Source organism: Bacillota bacterium, assembly GCA_013178415.1.
Lineage (GTDB): Bacteria > Bacillota > SHA-98 > Ch115 > Ch115 > Ch115.
The window spans coordinates 1-17,557 of sequence record JABLXA010000037.1 but is presented as its reverse complement, the minus strand read 5'-3'; the positions used below and the strand labels follow the sequence as shown (position 1 = coordinate 17,557).

Genomic DNA, 17,557 nt, shown 5'->3' with positions numbered 1-17,557 from the left:
TCAAAAGAGGCCGCATAATGTCTCGAGTCTATTGCCAGGAGTGGCCGGGAGGGGTGGAGCATCTACTGCTGACGGGAAAAGGCGCGGCTATTTGGGAGACCGCGCTCCAGAGCGCCGATCTCGGGGCGATTGAAGGAGCCGAAAGCCTTATCCATTACCTTGGGGGCCGAGGTTATCTTGAATTCGGTGATCTTCTAAGGAGTGGCAGCCGGTAACAAGAGAAGCGATAGACGTTAATTGCATCTGATACTCACCAGACTTTCAGCCTGCCTTTTCTGCCGCCCAATTGCCGCCCAAAGGGATAGCAAAGGGCAGAAAAGGAAGAGACTCCCTGGTAATTCGGGAGCCTCTTTTGCCTGCTAGATGACAATATTCAGCATTCAGTGATAGCCAGGAATAAAACGGAAATGCAATTTAGGATCTGGTCACAGCGCTGGCTATGGCCGGGCCAGCTGGGGCGATGCTTTACATTACTGCGGATGAGCGAGACTTATTTTCGAGGTCATTCACATATTGTATTTTTGATCTTCATCGTGGCTTTTCTGCTGGCTATAACCTCGCAAGCGGCGCTTTGATTGACATCAAAGAAATTCATGAGGACCCATGGTTCGGTATATGGCCCCTTCTGCAAAACATACGACTATTAGTATTGACGCCGAGTCATTAAAGGGCTATAGTTATTATGAACGTATGTTTAATATTTCCATAAAATTACTCATAGGAGACGAATGAGATGCCCAGAGGCGATGGTGCAGGTCCTACAGGACAGGGCCCTGGCACTGGACGTGGTCTTGGGATGGGTATTGGCAAGGGCAGGGGAAGGATGGGCGGCTCCAGGCCTGGAGCGGGACCGACGGGGGTGCATCTGTCCAGTTTGCGGCACAGTTGTACCGCACCAGCGGGGGCTTCCTTGTTATCAGATAAGGTGTCCTCAGTGCGGGGCCGAAATGGTAAGGAAATAGGTACTTGCGAGGTACCCTGAGAGAAACTTCAAGGGAAATGGAGGCGCGGATAGCAGGGGCGAATGTGTTTAGTACACGCCGAATGAATATGGGTGTGATCGGCGTTTTCTCCACCATACTTGGGGGGACTGCGTTCGCTGCCGCAGGGCTTACTGAAACAACGGCGAAGAATATGGGATATAATGTCGCGGTCGGAGAGGCTGAGTCCATCAATCGGCATCCAGGGGGTATGCCGGGAGCTGAAAATCTAAGGGTCAAATTAGTATTCGAGAGAGGGACAGGTGTGCTTCTTGGAGGCCAGGTTTCAGGTGCCGAAAGTAGCGGGGAGCTTATTAACGCCATCAGCGCCTGCATTCATCAAAAGATGACTGCTGATGATATGGCCACTTTTCAGACGGGGACTCACCCCGCGCTTACGGCCTCACCGATTGTATATCAATTAGTTAACGCGGCGGAAATGGCTATCATGGCAATAAAATCTTAAATATGGCCCGAAGACGGCAGTGGAGGGAGCATAATCATGCTCCCCCTTTCTGCCGAGGTTGTGCTACTGTTGCTGAAAAGCTTGGGTTAAAAATAGAGATAATAGAGCAGGCTCGTTAAAATAATCGGGAGTTGATAACATGCCAAGGCCGCCTAAATTTAGGCGCGTAGAATTCCTTCCACAGGTAACAATATTTAAGCCGGCAGGGGTTCCGCTACGGGAGTTGGAGGAAGAAGTGCTGACTATAGAGGAACTCGAGGCCCTCCGTCTCAAGGACCTTGAAGGCCTCGAGCAGGAAGACTGTGCGGAGAGAATGCAGGTCTCCCGGCCCACATTTCAGAGGGTGCTTGTATCAGCAAGGGGTAAGGTTGCAAGGGCCCTGGTTGAAGGCAAGGCTATCCGGGTGGAGGGCGGGAATTACCGGTTAGACGTACGCCGGTTCCAATGCGGGGCCTGTAACCATGAATTCGAAGTGCCATTTGGTACCGGGGAGCGGGGGGTTGAAATGACATGTCCCCAATGTGGTACCCAGCAGGTACACCGTGTTGACCAGGGCGGGCATGGTTTTGGAAACATGCCCTGGGGTCGTCATGGCCGGGGATGGAATTGGGAATAGGGAGTGATTTTAGTGCGATATATCTTTGGTCCTGTGCCTTCGAGGAGGCTTGGTCTTTCTCTAGGGGTGGATGTCGTACCCTTCAAGACCTGCTCTTTTGACTGTATATATTGCCAGCTTGGGAAGACCACCTGCAAGACAATGACACGCGACAGCTTTGTGGGCTTTGAGACAATAGCTAATGAGTTGAAGGCGGTATTGCCGAAAGTGACGGCCAACTACATTACCTTTTCAGGATCAGGTGAGCCCACACTTAATCTTGATCTTGGCAGGCTCATCAAGGAAGCCAAGGAGCTTACCTCAATTCCGGTTGCGGTTCTAACGAATAGCTCGTTATTCGGTTATCCAGAGGTCAGAAAGGAACTACTGGATGCGGATCTAGTTATCCCTTCTCTTGATGCAGCAAGTCAGGAGATCTTTGAGAAGATCAATCGGCCATATCCTGGGCTGAAGATAAATGATATTATTTCCGGCATCGAGGCATTTTCATCGGATTTCGGCGGTAAGCTTTGGATGGAGGTTATGCTGGTTAAGGGCGTAAACGATGATGAAAGAGAACTAGCTAGAATATCCTCTGCTCTCAAAGGTATAAATGCGGAAAAGATTCAACTGAATACAGTGGAAAGACCCCCTGCGGAATCCTCTGCCAAACCGTTGACCGAAGATGAGATGGAGAGGATTAAAAGCTATTTCGATAAACGCGCGGAAGTAATTACTGTGCCAGGCAACCGACAAACCTCTGTTGGGCAACCTGCAGCCGAGGGAAAGGATATGAAGGCTAGGTATGATCAGATACTCAACCTTCTGAGACGGAGACCTTGCACAATTGCAGATGTGGCAAACGGTTTGGGGCTTAATATGAATGAAGCTTCTAAGTACCTTGGGATACTTTTAGGGCTGGGCCTTATCAATGCCGATAATTCTACGAGTGGAAAGACGTATTTCCATAGATGACATGGCCAATAGACTCCAGGTTGGCAGGCCTGGAATATTTTTTTGACATAGTTATTGACATATGCACAGAATAGTGGGTATACTATTAATGAACGTATGACCATTAACGATCGCGATGGCAGGATGTGAAGGCTATGAAAGGGGAGCCCCTCCACGCGGAAAGGAAGCTCGCCGAGAAGGAATTCCGAATCACGCCTCAGCGAAGGACTGTCCTTAAGGTCCTGAGCAGTCACCAAAATAGGCATTTGACTGCAGAGCAGATATACCGGATTGCCCGGGCCCAGGGCCTTAAGCTGGGACTGACTACTGTCTACCGCACCCTGATGGACTTGGAAAGGTTGGGGCTTGTGGCAAGACTCGAGATAGGGAAAGGTCCTGCCAGGTATGAGCTTACCCCAACACATACCCAGCCACATTATCACCTTGTTTGTCTTAGGTGCGGCAGGATATCTGAGGTTACCGTGTCAATACCAGAAGATTTCTAGAAGATTATAGCCCAGAGTCAAAATTTCGAGATATCGGATCATTCTATAGAGGTATTTGGCTACTGCGAGGCATGCCGTTCAAAATAGCACATAAACATCAGGGACGTATTGAAAACCAGGGGAATACCCGGGGAATCTCCACAGGAGGCAGGAATATGACTGAAGAGTGCAAGGTTACTCAGGACAAACAGGAAAAGAGCTCCCATGGCAATCATACCCAAGGGATTGAAAAGCTCCCGCAAAATGAACTCAACAACATCCACCATGTCATAGCCGTTATGAGCGGCAAGGGCGGGGTAGGCAAATCCTCAGTGGCTGCCCTTTTAGGAGTAAAACTGGCTAAAAAAGGCTACAAAGTCGGTTTGCTCGACGCAGACATCACAGGACCGAGCATACCCAAGATGTTCGGCATCCACTCCAGAGCGGAGACTTTTGAATTCGGGATTCTCCCGGCTAAAACCCCACTTGGTATAGAGGTTATGTCGCTGAATCTTCTTCTGGATCACGAAGACGATCCTGTCATCTGGCGGGGACCCCTCATAGCTGGAACCGTAAGGCAGTTCTGGACAGACGTTATTTGGGGAGATCTCGACTATCTGATTGTAGACCTCCCACCCGGGACAGGGGATGCCCCGCTCACGGTAATGCAATCTTTGCCATTAAACGGTGTAGTTATTGTCTCCTCCCCGCAAGACTTGGCAGTGATGGTAGTCAAGAAGGCCATAAAGATGGCCTCAATAATGAATACTCCTGTTTTTGGGCTCATTGAGAATATGAGCTATGCGATATGTCCCAAGTGTGGCGAGATGCTTCGGCTCTTTGGGCCTTCAAAAGGCGAGGAAGTGGCAAAGGCTACAGGGATACCTTACCTTGGGGCTTTGCCCCTTGACCCGAAACTTGCTGAACTGTGTGATCAGGGGCAGGTCGAGCAGTACGATAGTCCGGAGGTAGAGGGCGCGATAAACTGGGAAGATATAGTCAAGTTTGGGACAAGTTCTGGGGTGCTAACCCGGGTCTCTTGATGACGAGCGGTAATTTGCCCTATCCTCGTGGAAATATATGCAGAATAGATTGGATGAAGGCAGCTTTGAGTATCTAAAGTGAAGCACGACACAGAAAGGGGGTGTAACGTATGCCTAGAGGAGATGGAACTGGCCCTATGGGTCTTGGCCCGATGACGGGAAGGGCCGCAGGGTACTGTGCCGGATTCCCGGTTCCCGGTTATATGAACCCGGTTGGGCTCTGGGGTGGAGGATTCTGGCGCCGGCTCGGTAGGGGGCTGGGATTTGGCCGCGGCCGGGGCTGGAGGCGAATGTATTACGCGACGGGCTTGCCTGGCTGGGTACGTTTCGGCTACCCCGGGTGGGCAGCTCCAGCATACCGGCCCTGGGCTGCCCCTTTTTACCCGGCCCCCTTTTACGGGGTTCCATATACGGCCCAGAATCCGGAAGAGGCAATCAAGACCGCTTCTGAACAGGAGATGGCGTTCCTAAAGGAGCAGGCAGAGTTCCTGAAGGAGGAACTCAAGGGTATTGAGGAACGCCTGAAGGAGCTGGGCGGCCCGGAGAAGGGTGGAGCTGAAGAAGGCAAGTAGCCTACCATTAAACCATCTCAGGTAGTCCCCAGTTCCAAGGACTGAGAGGAGGGGACACCTTCTCCTTCCCCTCCTCTCAAGGCCAATAAAACAGAGCCTCAAGAGGGAGATGACCGGGATGCAATCCCATAGCATACAACAGGAGTCAGATATCTGGCGGGTCCGGTTACGCTGGCTAACCAGGACGGCTTTATTGCTAGCTATCACCCTGGCCATACAAATGTTAGGCCTACCCCAACCCTTTACAGGTCCGGCCGTAAATGCTATGCTTCTCATCTCAGGCATTTTAGTTGGAGCCACGGGAGGCATCCTTATTGGGCTTCTCACCCCCTGGATAGCCTTTGTTCGAGGGATACTGGCTGCGCCATTGGGTCCTATGATTCCATTCATTATGCTCGGTAATGCCGTTTTAGTGGCCGCATTCTGTGTTTTTAGAAGGTTATGGGGTAATGGCCTACGGGGGTCAGTTCCAGGGCTCCTTATCGGTTCGATCCTGAAGTATCTTATTTTGGCGTCCGCTGTTAGCTTCGCGGTCAAAGTCCCGCCTGCTGTTGCCAAAGCAATGCAAGTGCCGCAGCTGATCACCGCCTTAACCGGTGGCATTGTGGTGCTAATCATTGAGAAAGCCATTACGAGGGCTCTAAGTGCAAGGAATGCCAGATCCAATACTGGAAATCTCGGAGGGTGATTCAGAGTGAAAATCGCGGTTACATCACAGGGCAAAGATCTAGACTCGGCCTTAGATCCCCGCTTCGGTAGGTGCCAATACTTTATCATTATAGACCCCGACACCGAGGAGTTTGAGGCAGTGCCAAATGAAAACCTCATGGCTTCCGGAGGTGCAGGAATCCAGAGCGCACAATTCCTGGCCAACCGCGGTATTGAGGCGGTCATCACGGGCAATGTGGGTCCCAACGCCGCGCGCACGCTCCAAAGTGCAAGAATCAAGGTGTATACCGTGAATACAGGAACTGTACGTGATGCTATCAAGAGTTACAAAAAAGGAGAGCTTGCAATAGTTTCTGAGGCTACGGTGAGCCCGCACTTCGGTATGAGTGGGCATTTGAAGGGCAAAGAGAGTGAAGAAGGTAATTCTTTCGTGAAAATTGCGGTGGCGACGGATGGACCCATGGTAGCAGCGCATTTCGGTCGTTGCCCTGAATACACCATATTTACATTAAACGACGGAAAGGTGGAAAACAAGGTCATTATCCCCAACCCAGGGCATGAACCGGGATTCCTGCCAGGGTACCTGGGGAAGCTGGGGGTTTCCTGTATTATCGCAGGTGGGATGGGACCAAGGGCGCAAGGATTATTTGCTGAAAACAACATCCAGACCATAACAGGCGTTTCAGGGCGGGTGGACGAAGTGATCAATTCATACCTTGCAGGCCGTCTTGAAAGCGGAGAAAGCCTCTGTGAGCACGGCCAGGGAGGCCGTGAGTGTAATCATAAACATTGATTCTTAAACCATTGCCAGTACGACTGGGGCTATCCGGAGCAGAAAAATGTTCAGTGGTGTGGAAAAGGATGGGAGTGAAAAAGTTATGGCAGCAGTTATCGATCATGCAAAATGCACCGGCTGCGGGATTTGTGAAGAGGCCTGCCCGGTGAACGCCATTACCGTGGATGAGGTTGCATAGGTTGACCCTGATAAGTGCGTCGAGTGCGGGGTCTGCGTGGACGGGTGTCCCAATGGTGCGATAAGGCTAGAAGGTTGACCATTCTGAAAGAAGCAAGGAAGCGTATTCTTCTGGATCTAAAGTGGGTGGCTGTGACCTCTCATGCATGGGTGAGGTTGCGGGGGAGGTTTAGTTGAGAGATAGCTTTGGACGGAATATCGAATACCTCAGAGTTTCCGTGACTGACCGGTGCAATCTTCGGTGCATTTCCCGAAGGAGGCGTAGAGCTAAAGAACCATGAGGATATCCTCAGGAATGAGGAAATTGAGCGGCTCGTAAAGATTGGGACCCGTATAGGGATAAAACGGGTTAGGCTTACAGGCGGTGAACCTCTTGTCCGAAAAGGCCTCACGGATATCATCAGGAGACTTTCCGGGATCCCTGGTATTTTTGATTTGAGCATGACTACGAACGGGATCTTGTTGAAGGACCAGGCGGAGAGACTGGCCCAAGCGGGGTTCAAGAGGGTAAATGTCAGCCTGGACACCTTAAAGCCGGAGATCTATCGCAGGCTCACCCGATGGGGAAATCTTTCCGATGTCTTGTCAGGTATAGAGGCGGCCTCGAAAGCAGGGCTGTCTCCTATTAAAATAGAAGAGCGTAAACCGTGATGAACTAGAGGCACTCGCGAGTTTAAGCATCTCCCGGGGGTGGCATGTCAGGTTTATCCAAATGATGCTTATTTGGGGGAATGGGGTCCACAGCATACCGAAGAGGCAATTCCTGTCCATGAGGTGGTAAGACACATTATCGCTATGGGGGGTAAGCCTGTACCGAATTCAGAGACGACTATCCCGGGTAAAGGGCCAGCGATATACTTTCGGTTGCCCGGGGCAAGAGCTCTTGTAGGGCTCATCGGGCGATATGGTGAAGGCTTTTGCGAGACGTGCAACAGATTGCGGCTTACAGCCGATGGAAAACTTCGTTCGTGTTTGGTATCAGGCCCGGCATTTGATGTCCGGACCCTTATGAGAAATGGAGCCAGCGACGAAGAGCTGCTCATGGTTTTCAGGAAGGCTATCGTTGCTAAGCCGGAGAGAGGAACTACCCTGAGTGCTAGAGATGAAATCTCATATAATGCCCTATCGCAGATAGGGGGATAACATCCGGTGGTATGGCCTATTTACGGTAGGTTTATCTAGGAGGGGAAGAGCCTTGGGAGGTCAGGTAATTGCTGTTTGCATAAGTGAGAGAAAAGGGACTCCCAAAAGAAACATAGAGAGGTCTTTTCTCATCGAAAACCGTGGACTTGAAGGGGATGCCCATGCTGGGGATTGGCATAGGCAAGTGAGTCTCCTCGCAGAAGAAAGTATTGAAAAGATGAGGATGAAGGGATTCGATGTGAAGTCCGGGGGGTTTGCGGAAAACATTGCGACAAGGGATATCGATCTCGCCTCACTCCCAGCGGGAACCAGGCTTCAGGTAGGGAAGGATGTTATCCTGGAGGTAACTCAGATAGGGAAACCTTACCACGATAGACGTGTTATAGGCCATCAGGCTGATAATTGTGTAATATCGAGAGAAAGCGTCTTCGCCAGAGAAGGTATCTTCGCCAATGTGATTAAGGGCGGGGAGGTCAAGGTCGGCGACGCAATTTGTGCCGAGGGGCAATCCCTTTAACCCCTAACCCCATGTCTAACCCCATGTCGGAGGATTTTCCCGTTTGAGCTATACAAGAAGAATGGAGATGTCCAATGATTATATCAGTGGCGAGTGGAAAGGGTGGGACCGGTAAAACGACTGTTGCAGTAAATCTGGCCTTAACCCTTGAAGGAAACCTGCCGGTCCAACTCCTGGACTGTGATGTAGAGGAGCCCAATGCACACCTTTTCCTTAATCCCGTATTCGAAACCACGGAAAAAGTAACGCTGCCTGTGCCGGTGGTTGATGAAAGTAGATGTAACTCCTGCGGAAGGTGCGGGGAGGTCTGCGCTTTCCACGCGATCATCGTCCTGGGAGGCCGGGTGATAACCTTTCCTGAGCTCTGTCACGGTTGTGGGGGATGCAGCCGATTCTGCACTACAGGGGCTATATCGGAAGAAGCAAAGGAGATAGGCCTTATTGAAAGTGGCCATTCAGGAGAGATCGCATTCATCCAGGGAAAGATGAATATAGGTACCCCTCTGGCCCCTCCTGTAATAAGAGCCGTAAAGGACAAGATAATTGACCACGGTACCAACGGAGTGGTAATCATCGATGCCCCGCCCGGGACTTCCTGCCCTGTTGTGGCTTCAGTGAAAGATAGTGATTTTTGCATACTCGTTACTGAGCCAACACCCTTTGGGTTGAATGATCTTACTCTGGCAATCGGGATGGTTCGAGAGCTGGGAATCCCCTTTGGGGTCGTAATCAACCGCTCAGGGCTCGGTAATGAGGACCTTGTAGGTTATTGCGAGCGGGAGGAGATACCCATATTATTGGAAATCCCTTTTGACCGGAGATATGCCGCCTGCTATGCAAGGGGAGGTCGTCTCATAGAGGAATTCCCTGAGTTAAAAGCGGCCTTTAGAGGGCTTTGGCGAAAGATTCACGCTCTCGCAAGGACCGGAGAGCCTGACCAGGCACTTTTGTGAAACCATATGAAGGGATGACACCGGTGAAAGAACTGTTAGTTATTAGCGGCAAGGGAGGTACCGGCAAGACCTCTATAGTCGGGGCATTTGCAGTCTTAGCTAAAAGCAAGGTACTGGCCGACTGTGATGTGGATGCAGCAGACCTTCACCTCCTTCTAAAGCCCACAGTACGCAATACCACAGAATTCTATGGATCTAAGAAAGCTGTGATCGATCAGGAGAAGTGTACCGGTTGTGGGACCTGTGTTGAAGCCTGCCGTTTTGGGGCCATTACCAGGGGTGATGACCTTATCGAGGTCAATACTGTTTCCTGTGAGGGCTGTACCGTATGTTACTATGCCTGTCCTCAAAGGGCAATAACCATGAAAGACAATCTCTCAGGCCACTGGTTTATCTCGGATACCCTTTATGGTCCCCTAGTTCATGCCAGGCTTGGGATTGCTGAGGAGAACTCAGGCAAACTGGTAGCCGAAGTCCGGCGCCAGGCCCGTTCTATCGCTGAAGGCCAGGGATTAGATTATATTATCACCGATGGGCCGCCAGGTATAGGTTGTCCGGTCATATCCTCCATTTCCGGCGTGGATATGGCTCTTATCGTTACCGAACCGACTGTGGCCGGCAGCCATGATCTGGAGAGAATTCTGGGGTTAACGAAGCATTTCAATGTAGAAGCGATGGTTTGCATCAACAAATATGACCTCGATGAACGGAAAGCCAGGGAGATCGAAGAATACTGCTATAGGGAAGGGATAGAAGTTGCGGGAAGGATCCCGTTTGATGAGGAGGTGGTTTACGCGTTGATGGAGGGGCTACCTGTTGTTGATTACGGGCGCGGCAGATCCGGCCATGGGAGAGGGAAGGCTTCAAAAGCAATAAAGGGACTCTGGGAGAGAGTTTCATTTCGTCTTGAACAGGCCCGCGTCCAAAGGAGTTGATGAGGGTGGCTGGAGAATATGCCGAGGTCAAGGTAAGTATCCTGGTTGAGAACACTGCCAGGAAGGAGAAGTTATGGGCAGAGCATGGCCTCTCTTTGTTAGTCGAAGTCAAGGGGCGGAGAATACTCTTTGATACAGGGCAGTCCGGAGAGGTTTTGATTCATAATTCAAGAGAACTTGGGCTAAACCTCAAGGATATAGATTTAGTTGTATTAAGCCACGGCCATTATGACCACACAGGTGGCCTGGCTTCTCTCTTGAACGAGGTGAAGTGTATAGATCTCTATACTCATCCCAATGCGTTTGAGAAGAAGTATGTAAAGGCAGATGATAGGGTTAAAGAAATAGGAAGCCCGCTGGACATGGATTACCTGGCAAAGTCCGGAGTCAAACTTCACCTCGATAGGAAGCCTGTTAAGCTGGATGAAGGTATACTCCTCACAGGCGAAATCCCAGGTACCACCGACTTCGAAGAAATATCCCGCGAGTTCCTGGTGGAGCACGATCAAAAGCTCGTAACAGATTTTCTCCTCGATGACCAGACTATGGCTATTAAAACTCGTAAAGGTCTGGTGGTGATCCTGGGCTGTAGTCACGCCGGTGTGATTAATACCCTGAAGTACATAAAAAGCCTAACAGGAACAGATGGGATACATGCGGTGATTGGTGGTATGCACCTTGAAAAAGCTAGCATAAGCCGGTTACAGCTTACTCTCCGCGCATTCATGGAACTTGGAGTGGATAAGGTAGTTCCGCTCCACTGTACGGGGTTTAATGCCCGTACAGAGATGGCGCGACTACTCGGGGAAAGGTTTGAGCTGGGTAGTGTGGGGAGTATATTTGAGTTTTAATCTTTATCACAGGTGTAGCTTTTTATCGGGGGATACCGAAGGGATGAGTTATAATATGTCATTCTATACCGAGAAGGTCCTGGATCATTTCCTTAATCCTCGGAATGTCGGCGAGATACCTAACGCGGATGGGGTTGGGACAATTGGCGACCCTTCGTGTGGGGATTATCTGCGTGTGTATATTAAGGTGAAGGATGGAAGACTAGTAGACGTCAAATTTAAACTTTTTGGCTGTCCGGCAGCCATAGGGACAAGCAGCATAACCACTGAACTGGCTATGGGTAAAACCCTCAAAGAAGCCTGGGGAATTACTGAGGATGACGTTATCAAGGCTCTCGGTGGCCTCCCAGACGAAAAGATTCACTGTTCCGTATTAGGTCCCGCAGCACTTCGCCTGGCAATTCTGGATTATGCTTCAAAATCTGTGCAGCAAAGGCCCGACGATAAACAAAGCGAATCGGCATAACATCGGTCTTCGCAGTCAAGTTCGGGTGTTCAAGTCTAACCTGCTTGCGGCCTTGTCCAGGCTTGACTCTTAAACTTGAGTTTGACACCTTAGGGTTGCCATATCCGTCGCTGCACGGTTTATGGTCGTTTCCTTTCACCGACCCCTGAAATTGTGCCACGCGAAGAAATCAGTAAAGATAGGACATCATCAACAACGAGAATCTATTATGGTGGTTATTGACATAATTGATTAAGTAACTTATGCTATACTTAAGTAAGCACTTTATTGGATTGGATGAAACCATGGAGTATCTCCCTAGAAGGCTCAAAGCTCTAGCTGATGAGACGCGTTTTAGAATAGTGAACTTGCTTTTGACCCATGACTACTGCGTAGGTGCCTTGGCACGACGTCTGGGAATATCCGAGGCCGCAGTATCTCAACATCTGCAAATCCTGCGGAAAACAGGATTAATTAAAGGAGAAAAGCGAGGGTATTGGACTCATTACTCCGTTGAGAGAGATGTACTTCGACAAATTGCCAATGATTTACAATCCATGGCAGCGCAACCTGTCCAATACGAATATGTTTGCCGCCGGGAATCCACAACCCGAAAGGGTACTGTAGAGGGAAGGGAAGAAGCCGTGTGCATATGTGAGTGCAAGTGTGAGCGCCCCGAGAAGTTGAAAGGCAAACCAGGCGAATGTAGTCCAGAGCAGATAGAGGAATGCCATGGAGATAAGAAGGATCATCCTTGTGGACACGAAGAGAAGTAGTCTGCAATATCCCAAATCTGGATAGGGTGCTGGATAGTGTGGTATTTGCCGTGGCCATCGGTAGATTTCTGCTCTCTCTTCATATGCAAGGGCTTATTTAGCCAATTGGACTTCCACACGCATTGGGGTTGAATGCTCTGCAGTGAGAAGATGGGGAGATGGTCAAATGAATATACTCGAAGTACAGGGTTTAACCAAGAAGTACCAGGACTTCACAGCCGTTAAAAGCATCGATTTCTATGTCAAGCAAGGTGAAATCTTCGGTTTCCTTGGCCCCAATGGCGCAGGAAAGACAACTACAATCAACATGCTGACCGGCCTTGCAAGAATAACAGCTGGTTCGGTCAAATTGTTGGGATATGATTATGCTCATCAAATCAAGAAGGCTCAGCAAGTCATAGGAATAGTGCCTGATGAAAGCAATCTATACGATGAATTTGATGGCTTTCAAAACCTGTGCTTTTGTGCGGCGCTTTACGGTATGGAACGGCGGAAGCGTGAGGAGAGAGCACGTCAACTTCTAGAACAGTTCGGACTTACAGAGGCCGGAAATAGGCCGTTTAAGGCTTATTCCAGAGGAATGAAGAGAAAACTCACCATTGCTGCGGGAATCATCCACGAGCCGAAGATCCTTTTCCTGGACGAGCCGACAACCGGTATCGATGTAGCCAGTGCGAGGCAGATACGTAAGTTGATCCGCGATTTGAACGCCAACGGCACTACCATATTCCTGACCACGCATTATATTGAGGAGGCTGAGCGGCTTTGCCATAGAATAGCATTTATTGTTGATGGAAGGATAGTCCAGGTCGGGACTGTCGACGAACTCATGGAGCAAGCCCAGCAGGAGACTATCGTTCAATTTACCTTGGCCAATGGCGTTTTACGATTACGAGACATCATTGACGAGAGGTTCCCCAAATTCTCCACAGAGTTTCTTAGTGATGATACCCTCAGAATCCATTCCCCTGTTCCCATTAGCCTCATGCCATTGATGCAGTTTTTTGATGAAAACGGCTTGACTGTTTATGAAGCGAAGATAATTCGTCCTTCCCTAGAGGAGGTCTTTGTTAAGGTCACAGGCATTGAGATTGACAGAATGAAAAAGGAAAAGGAGCGCAACCGGAGATGAAAGCGTGGATTGCTTTTTGGAATATCTTGATGAAGGATATGAAGGCTTACTACCTTAAGCCGCCTAACATAAGCTGGGGTATCATCTTCCCTGTTGCCTGGACCCTCATGTTTTTCTTGAAATCACAGAGTGCTGCAGATATCCGTGGGATTCTGCCAGGCGTTATGTCTATGTCCATTCTCTTTGGTACCACATCCATGCTCGCGGTGACGATCACTTTCGAGAGAAGAAATCGGTCTTTCGAACGACTCTTGCTGGCCCCTATTGATCTTAGTCTTCTAATGTTAGCCAAAACGACTGGTGCCATCCTCTTCGGGATAGTCAATGCTTTCATTCCAATCATTTTTGCATCTTTCATGACAGATTTATCTGGCATCAAGTGGGTTCCAGCGGTAGGCAGCGTCGTTTTAATGGCTGTGACTTCAACTTTCCTGGGTCTATTCATCGCGGTAACGGTGAGCGAAGTCTTTGAGGCCCAAACGTTCTCCAACTTCTTTCGGTTTCCCATGGTGTTCCTGTGCGGGTTATTCATACCAATCAGGGAACTGCCGTTCATCCTAAGGCCTGTATCCTATATAATCCCGCTCACTTATGGGGTAGACATATTAAAATCCTCGATAAACGGTGACGGTCATATAGTGCCACTACTGAGTTTTGCGATACTTATTGGATTTAGCATCGCGTTATTCATCTTGAGCCTGAAGAATGTAAAGAGGAAGTGGATCTATTGAGGGGGGCCCGAGACCTGGAGGCCAAGAGAACTGAAGTGTACCACGAGGTCTCTAGCCCTCAGCAATTAAAGAAGTCTCAGGCAGCACACAAGTAACTGTGGGCGTTTGATCGAGCGCCGGTCCTACGCTACTTTGGGCCGCCACTGAATCTGACGGCCTGGGCCACAGTCACGATACCGGGCTTATTAAGAAACACTTTGGATGGAAAACGACCTAGCCAGCCCACTATGGCGAGCTCTTCTACCTGTCGCAATAGGTTGGCGAGTTTCTTGTTGTAAGTCCCCGTTGTCCTTTAACTCGCTTTGAGGTACGAATTAGAAACGGCTCATAGCGAAACAGATGAGGAGAACTGCTTCCACCAGCCACTAGATTTCCGCATTCTCCCACCACCATGGTGGAATTTTGGTGGAAAACAGCCTGATAAAGGGTAACAAAAATGAGTTTTTCCTAACAATGGAAGAGCCCTCAAACCCTTGACATAGAAGAGACCTTGGCGCACGTTAGCTCACCGGGGCAAACCAATTCTGTAACTTCGGATCTGCTTGTCGGGGGTTCAAATCCCTCCGGGCGCGCCAGTATTTTCAAGGGTTTGAGGGCTTTCGTAGTCAGTCACATCTCCTAAAAACTAGGGAATTGGTGGAGTTTTTGGTGGAATTTTTCTTCCAGGATATTCTAGACGACATCTCAATTCCTTGGTGGAAAAACAGAGTCTAGTGTTCAATTTGCCATAGAGAGCCTATCTTTTTTCTCGGTCCTCGCCTTTTTCATAACCTCGCTGAAAACGTCAGCGGCGCCTCTGTCCATGTCGCTGAATACATGAGAGTAGATATCCCCTGTCATTACGATAGATGAATGACCCAGGCGCGCAGAGATGGCTTTCATCGGCACCCCCGCTGCTCCCAGCAAGGTTGCGTGGGTGTGCCTCAATGCATGGAATTTAATTCCTCTTACTCCAGCCTTTTTAATAAGCTTCCTGAAACGCACGGTCACATAGGAAGGCTCCAATGGCCCGCCTCCAGGCTTAGTGAAAACATACCCGCTGTTCACGTAGTCCTCTCCACAGAGCAGCCTTTCCCTATTTTGAATCGCCTTGTAGCCTTTAAGAACATCCACTACATCCTGGGTAATTTGAATCCTTCTTTTGCTTTTCTCATTCTTGGGCTCCTTCACTACAGTGCCTCTTCTATAGCCCACAATTGCTCGCCTTACAGTGATGATCCCATTCTCGAGATCCACATCCTCCCATTTCAGGCCGAGGATCTCTCCACGCCTCATACCCGTATATAGGGCGGTATAGTAAAGGGCGTACAATCGATCGCCTTGGATCGCGTCAAGAAACTTCGCTGCTTCTTCTGGTGTCCAAAAATCGACCTCCTTTTTCTTAGGTTTTGGAGGCTCGGCCGCATCGCAAGGGTTGCTGGCGATTAGTTGCAATTTTACGGCCTGGTTTAGCGCCTTGTGCAGAACTTTGTGTATGTGGTCCACGCTTGAGGCGGATAGCGTTCCTCTACCGTTAAGAGCCGGGCTTCCCAGTTTCTTATTGTAAAACTCTTGGACCATCATCGGTGTAAGCTCCTGAAGCCGGATATGGCCGAGCGCGGGAATGATATGTAGGTCGCATATCATCGTATACCAGCCCAGGCTTGTTTCGGCAATCTTGTTCTTGTGAGTTTCAAGCCAGCTTTTCAGGTACTCGGCCACGGTCATCTTCGTTGGCTCCCTGAGTTCCCCGTCATCCAGTTTCCTCAAGAGGTCTCTCAGGACCTTTTCCGCGTCTTTCTTCGACCCGTGGACTGTCTTGGTGATGCGCTTCTTCTCGTTCGTGAGCGGATCCACCCCGAGGAATAGATCAATCCTCCATGTGTTCTCTCCTCGTTGATAGATGCTTCCTTTACCTGCCATAGAATTCCTCCCATCTTTCTGTTCCCTGGGACGGCTTTCAGGAGCCGTCCTTCTTGCGGGAACCTTACTTAAACAGCTGATATCCATCCCGGCGGCGCGCGGCATAGTCTGCATTGGGTACTGGGCTCCTCCATTCGTGAGAGGCCGGGATATGAAATGTACAAGAGACGGCCGCCTCATCCCAGTCTGGCAGCCGGGCTTCTGGCGGCCATAATATTAGAGTGCTGCGGCCACGATAAGCAATAACTAGCGCATATTACATATTAGTTAGACATGGAAACAGGCCTGTCCGGATTCCCTTACGACCGTAATCACGCCGGACCATCAGGTAAGATCACTGTCGAGCCTCTCGTCAAGATCTCCACCGGCCCCCCCTCTCGGGCTTCAGATCGGCGTCCAGGAGACCGTCGACGGCTGTTCTCTCGGGCTTAATAAGGATAGGGCCTTTAAGCATCCCATCAACATTGAGACAGGGAAAAGGCAAGAACCCCCCGGATACAACCCCAGCCCACGTAAAGTACAAAAAGGAGCGCGCGAAAGGTAACCTTCGCGCAACTCCAAATTTTATTTTACTCGCACCACGCCCCCTGGACAATTCTGATGATTACCTGTTTATAGGACCTTATCAATAAAGTCTCAAGGAAAGACCATCCATATACTAAATTTCGTGCAAATTAATATAATGGGTCTCATAGGCAGAAGGGGCTAGGTCGAGTCTCAAATTGATAGATTCCAGATAAAGGAGGAATACAGGTTACAGGGACCAGGGGTAATCATGGCCACGCCTCTTGGAAGACCCGCTCCATATTGTCCCTCATAATTAGTCTTCGGGCAAAATGCTCTACATACCCAAGATTTCATTTCATCTTTCTTCAGTCTCTTAGAAATTCCCATACTATGTCTTTTCCTGACTTTGAATAGCGGTTGACGCCCGCGTGAATAACGCGCGCTTGCCGTGTAGCAGGGGTGGTGATCACCTTCATGGTTCATGAAGGTGGTAAGCTACCTCTAAATGGTAATTGCTAGCCTCTGGGACTCCCTGAGGGTTAGCCCTTTATTACTTTAAGGAGGAATTCGTGAGGGGATATTTGTGTCCATGTGGTGTTCTCATCATTGAGACAAAATATTTCAAATCTGGCTTTAGATCCGCCAAGACGCTCAAATTCTTCAGTAACTAATATTAATGAAGGGGTAATTCAGACTCATCTTCTACAGTTGGTTCCGCGCAGTGCCCGTATGGCGGGCATCTGCGTGTACATGGAAGGGCCTTGGCACCACATTACACCGCCTGGACGGGCGAGGGCACTGCGACCCCTACAGCCTGGAACACCTTACCGCAGACCCCTTGAAGGGGCAAGCGTAGACGGTAGCGACGACCGTCCTGCTCCACCTCGACTTCCTGCAGGGCCGCAAGATCCCGCACGATGTCGGCCCA

At 49.8% G+C, this 17,557-nt stretch carries 20 protein-coding genes and 2 pseudogenes; 21 read left to right on the top strand and 1 reads right to left on the bottom strand.

The annotated features are described in order from the left end of the window. Positions 1-17 precede the first annotated feature (17 nt). From HPY52_16325 to HPY52_16225, 21 genes and pseudogenes are all read left to right on the top strand, one after another. The gene (locus tag HPY52_16325) at positions 18-215 is read left to right on the top strand and encodes a hypothetical protein (protein NPV81798.1); all 198 of its coding nucleotides are present in this window, start codon (positions 18-20) and stop codon (positions 213-215) included. 784 nt (positions 216-999) lie between these two features. Next, entirely contained in the window at positions 1,000-1,446 is a 447-nt protein-coding gene (locus tag HPY52_16320; protein NPV81797.1) for a hypothetical protein, read from the top strand. A gap of 139 nt (positions 1,447-1,585) precedes the next feature. Then, a complete protein-coding gene (locus HPY52_16315) occupies positions 1,586-2,062 on the top strand; it encodes a DUF134 domain-containing protein (protein ID NPV81796.1) in 477 nt (158 codons plus the stop codon). Between the two features lie 33 nt (positions 2,063-2,095). After that, positions 2,096-3,016 carry a radical SAM protein gene (locus tag HPY52_16310; protein ID NPV81795.1) on the top strand — a complete coding sequence of 307 codons (921 nt, stop codon included), beginning with the start codon at positions 2,096-2,098 and terminating at the stop codon, positions 3,014-3,016. 134 nt (positions 3,017-3,150) lie between these two features. Then, entirely contained in the window at positions 3,151-3,501 is a 351-nt protein-coding gene (locus HPY52_16305; GenBank protein ID NPV81794.1) for a transcriptional repressor, read from the top strand. Between the two features lie 155 nt (positions 3,502-3,656). Then, positions 3,657-4,523, top strand: a complete 867-nt coding sequence (locus HPY52_16300; GenBank protein NPV81793.1) for an Mrp/NBP35 family ATP-binding protein — start codon at positions 3,657-3,659, stop codon at positions 4,521-4,523. A gap of 110 nt (positions 4,524-4,633) precedes the next feature. Beyond that, positions 4,634-5,095 carry a DUF5320 domain-containing protein gene (locus HPY52_16295; protein NPV81792.1) on the top strand — a complete coding sequence of 154 codons (462 nt, stop codon included), beginning with the start codon at positions 4,634-4,636 and terminating at the stop codon, positions 5,093-5,095. A gap of 118 nt (positions 5,096-5,213) precedes the next feature. Further along, the gene (locus HPY52_16290; GenBank protein NPV81791.1) at positions 5,214-5,783 is read left to right on the top strand and encodes an ECF transporter S component; all 570 of its coding nucleotides are present in this window, start codon (positions 5,214-5,216) and stop codon (positions 5,781-5,783) included. Positions 5,784-5,789: 6 nt separating this feature from the next. Then, a pseudogene (locus tag HPY52_16285) lies at positions 5,790-6,128 on the top strand (NifB/NifX family molybdenum-iron cluster-binding protein). A 66-nt stretch (positions 6,129-6,194) separates the two neighbouring features. Then, complete coding sequence (locus tag HPY52_16280) at positions 6,195-6,557, top strand: dinitrogenase iron-molybdenum cofactor (GenBank protein NPV81790.1); 363 nt, start codon at positions 6,195-6,197, stop codon at positions 6,555-6,557. A gap of 85 nt (positions 6,558-6,642) precedes the next feature. Next, positions 6,643-6,816, top strand: a pseudogene (locus HPY52_16275) (4Fe-4S binding protein). 143 nt (positions 6,817-6,959) lie between these two features. Continuing rightward, positions 6,960-7,388: a radical SAM protein gene (locus tag HPY52_16270; protein NPV81789.1), complete on the top strand. Its 429-nt coding sequence runs from the start codon at positions 6,960-6,962 to the stop codon at positions 7,386-7,388. A gap of 72 nt (positions 7,389-7,460) precedes the next feature. Further along, positions 7,461-7,880, top strand: coding sequence for a hypothetical protein (locus HPY52_16265; GenBank protein NPV81788.1), 420 nt, complete (start codon positions 7,461-7,463; stop codon positions 7,878-7,880). Positions 7,881-7,932: 52 nt separating this feature from the next. Continuing rightward, complete coding sequence (locus HPY52_16260) at positions 7,933-8,397, top strand: MOSC domain-containing protein (protein ID NPV81787.1); 465 nt, start codon at positions 7,933-7,935, stop codon at positions 8,395-8,397. A gap of 74 nt (positions 8,398-8,471) precedes the next feature. After that, complete coding sequence (locus tag HPY52_16255) at positions 8,472-9,350, top strand: P-loop NTPase (GenBank protein ID NPV81786.1); 879 nt, start codon at positions 8,472-8,474, stop codon at positions 9,348-9,350. A 23-nt stretch (positions 9,351-9,373) separates the two neighbouring features. Beyond that, positions 9,374-10,285, top strand: a complete 912-nt coding sequence (locus tag HPY52_16250; protein NPV81785.1) for a 4Fe-4S binding protein — start codon at positions 9,374-9,376, stop codon at positions 10,283-10,285. Positions 10,286-10,290: 5 nt separating this feature from the next. Then, positions 10,291-11,136: an MBL fold metallo-hydrolase gene (locus HPY52_16245; GenBank protein NPV81784.1), complete on the top strand. Its 846-nt coding sequence runs from the start codon at positions 10,291-10,293 to the stop codon at positions 11,134-11,136. Positions 11,137-11,191: 55 nt separating this feature from the next. Further along, positions 11,192-11,602 carry an iron-sulfur cluster assembly scaffold protein gene (locus HPY52_16240; GenBank protein NPV81783.1) on the top strand — a complete coding sequence of 137 codons (411 nt, stop codon included), beginning with the start codon at positions 11,192-11,194 and terminating at the stop codon, positions 11,600-11,602. Positions 11,603-11,886: 284 nt separating this feature from the next. Continuing rightward, positions 11,887-12,357 (top strand): winged helix-turn-helix transcriptional regulator, encoded by a 471-nt coding sequence (locus tag HPY52_16235; protein ID NPV81782.1) that lies wholly within the window; start codon positions 11,887-11,889, stop codon positions 12,355-12,357. A 166-nt stretch (positions 12,358-12,523) separates the two neighbouring features. Next, the gene (locus HPY52_16230) at positions 12,524-13,489 is read left to right on the top strand and encodes an ABC transporter ATP-binding protein (GenBank protein NPV81781.1); all 966 of its coding nucleotides are present in this window, start codon (positions 12,524-12,526) and stop codon (positions 13,487-13,489) included. Beyond that, a complete protein-coding gene (locus HPY52_16225) occupies positions 13,486-14,220 on the top strand; it encodes an ABC transporter permease (protein ID NPV81780.1) in 735 nt (244 codons plus the stop codon). The genes HPY52_16230 and HPY52_16225 overlap by 4 nt, the downstream gene beginning before the upstream one ends. Before the next feature lie 717 nt (positions 14,221-14,937). Here the strand turns inward: HPY52_16225 and HPY52_16220 are convergent. Next, on the bottom strand, positions 14,938-16,236 hold the full coding sequence (locus tag HPY52_16220; protein ID NPV81779.1) for a site-specific integrase: 1,299 nt from the start codon (positions 16,234-16,236) through the stop codon (positions 14,938-14,940). Between the last annotated feature and the right edge of the window lie 1,321 nt (positions 16,237-17,557).

What these genes read in the sequence shown, in the direction of transcription:
- HPY52_16230 (NPV81781.1), top strand. Translation starts at nt 12,524, where the DNA reads ATGAATATACTCGAAGTACAGGGTTTAACCAAGAAGTACCAGGACTTC.
- HPY52_16315 (NPV81796.1), top strand. Translation starts at nt 1,586, where the DNA reads ATGCCAAGGCCGCCTAAATTTAGGCGCGTAGAATTCCTTCCACAGGTA.
- HPY52_16220 (NPV81779.1), bottom strand. Translation starts at nt 16,236, where the DNA reads ATGCAGACTATGCCGCGCGCCGCCGGGATGGATATCAGCTGTTTAAGT.
- HPY52_16320 (NPV81797.1), top strand. Translation starts at nt 1,000, where the DNA reads ATGGAGGCGCGGATAGCAGGGGCGAATGTGTTTAGTACACGCCGAATG.
- HPY52_16240 (NPV81783.1), top strand. Translation starts at nt 11,192, where the DNA reads ATGTCATTCTATACCGAGAAGGTCCTGGATCATTTCCTTAATCCTCGG.
- HPY52_16235 (NPV81782.1), top strand. Translation starts at nt 11,887, where the DNA reads ATGGAGTATCTCCCTAGAAGGCTCAAAGCTCTAGCTGATGAGACGCGT.
- HPY52_16295 (NPV81792.1), top strand. Translation starts at nt 4,634, where the DNA reads ATGCCTAGAGGAGATGGAACTGGCCCTATGGGTCTTGGCCCGATGACG.
- HPY52_16290 (NPV81791.1), top strand. Translation starts at nt 5,214, where the DNA reads ATGCAATCCCATAGCATACAACAGGAGTCAGATATCTGGCGGGTCCGG.
- HPY52_16305 (NPV81794.1), top strand. Translation starts at nt 3,151, where the DNA reads ATGAAAGGGGAGCCCCTCCACGCGGAAAGGAAGCTCGCCGAGAAGGAA.
- HPY52_16325 (NPV81798.1), top strand. Translation starts at nt 18, where the DNA reads ATGTCTCGAGTCTATTGCCAGGAGTGGCCGGGAGGGGTGGAGCATCTA.
- HPY52_16225 (NPV81780.1), top strand. Translation starts at nt 13,486, where the DNA reads ATGAAAGCGTGGATTGCTTTTTGGAATATCTTGATGAAGGATATGAAG.
- HPY52_16300 (NPV81793.1), top strand. Translation starts at nt 3,657, where the DNA reads ATGACTGAAGAGTGCAAGGTTACTCAGGACAAACAGGAAAAGAGCTCC.
- HPY52_16255 (NPV81786.1), top strand. Translation starts at nt 8,472, where the DNA reads ATGATTATATCAGTGGCGAGTGGAAAGGGTGGGACCGGTAAAACGACT.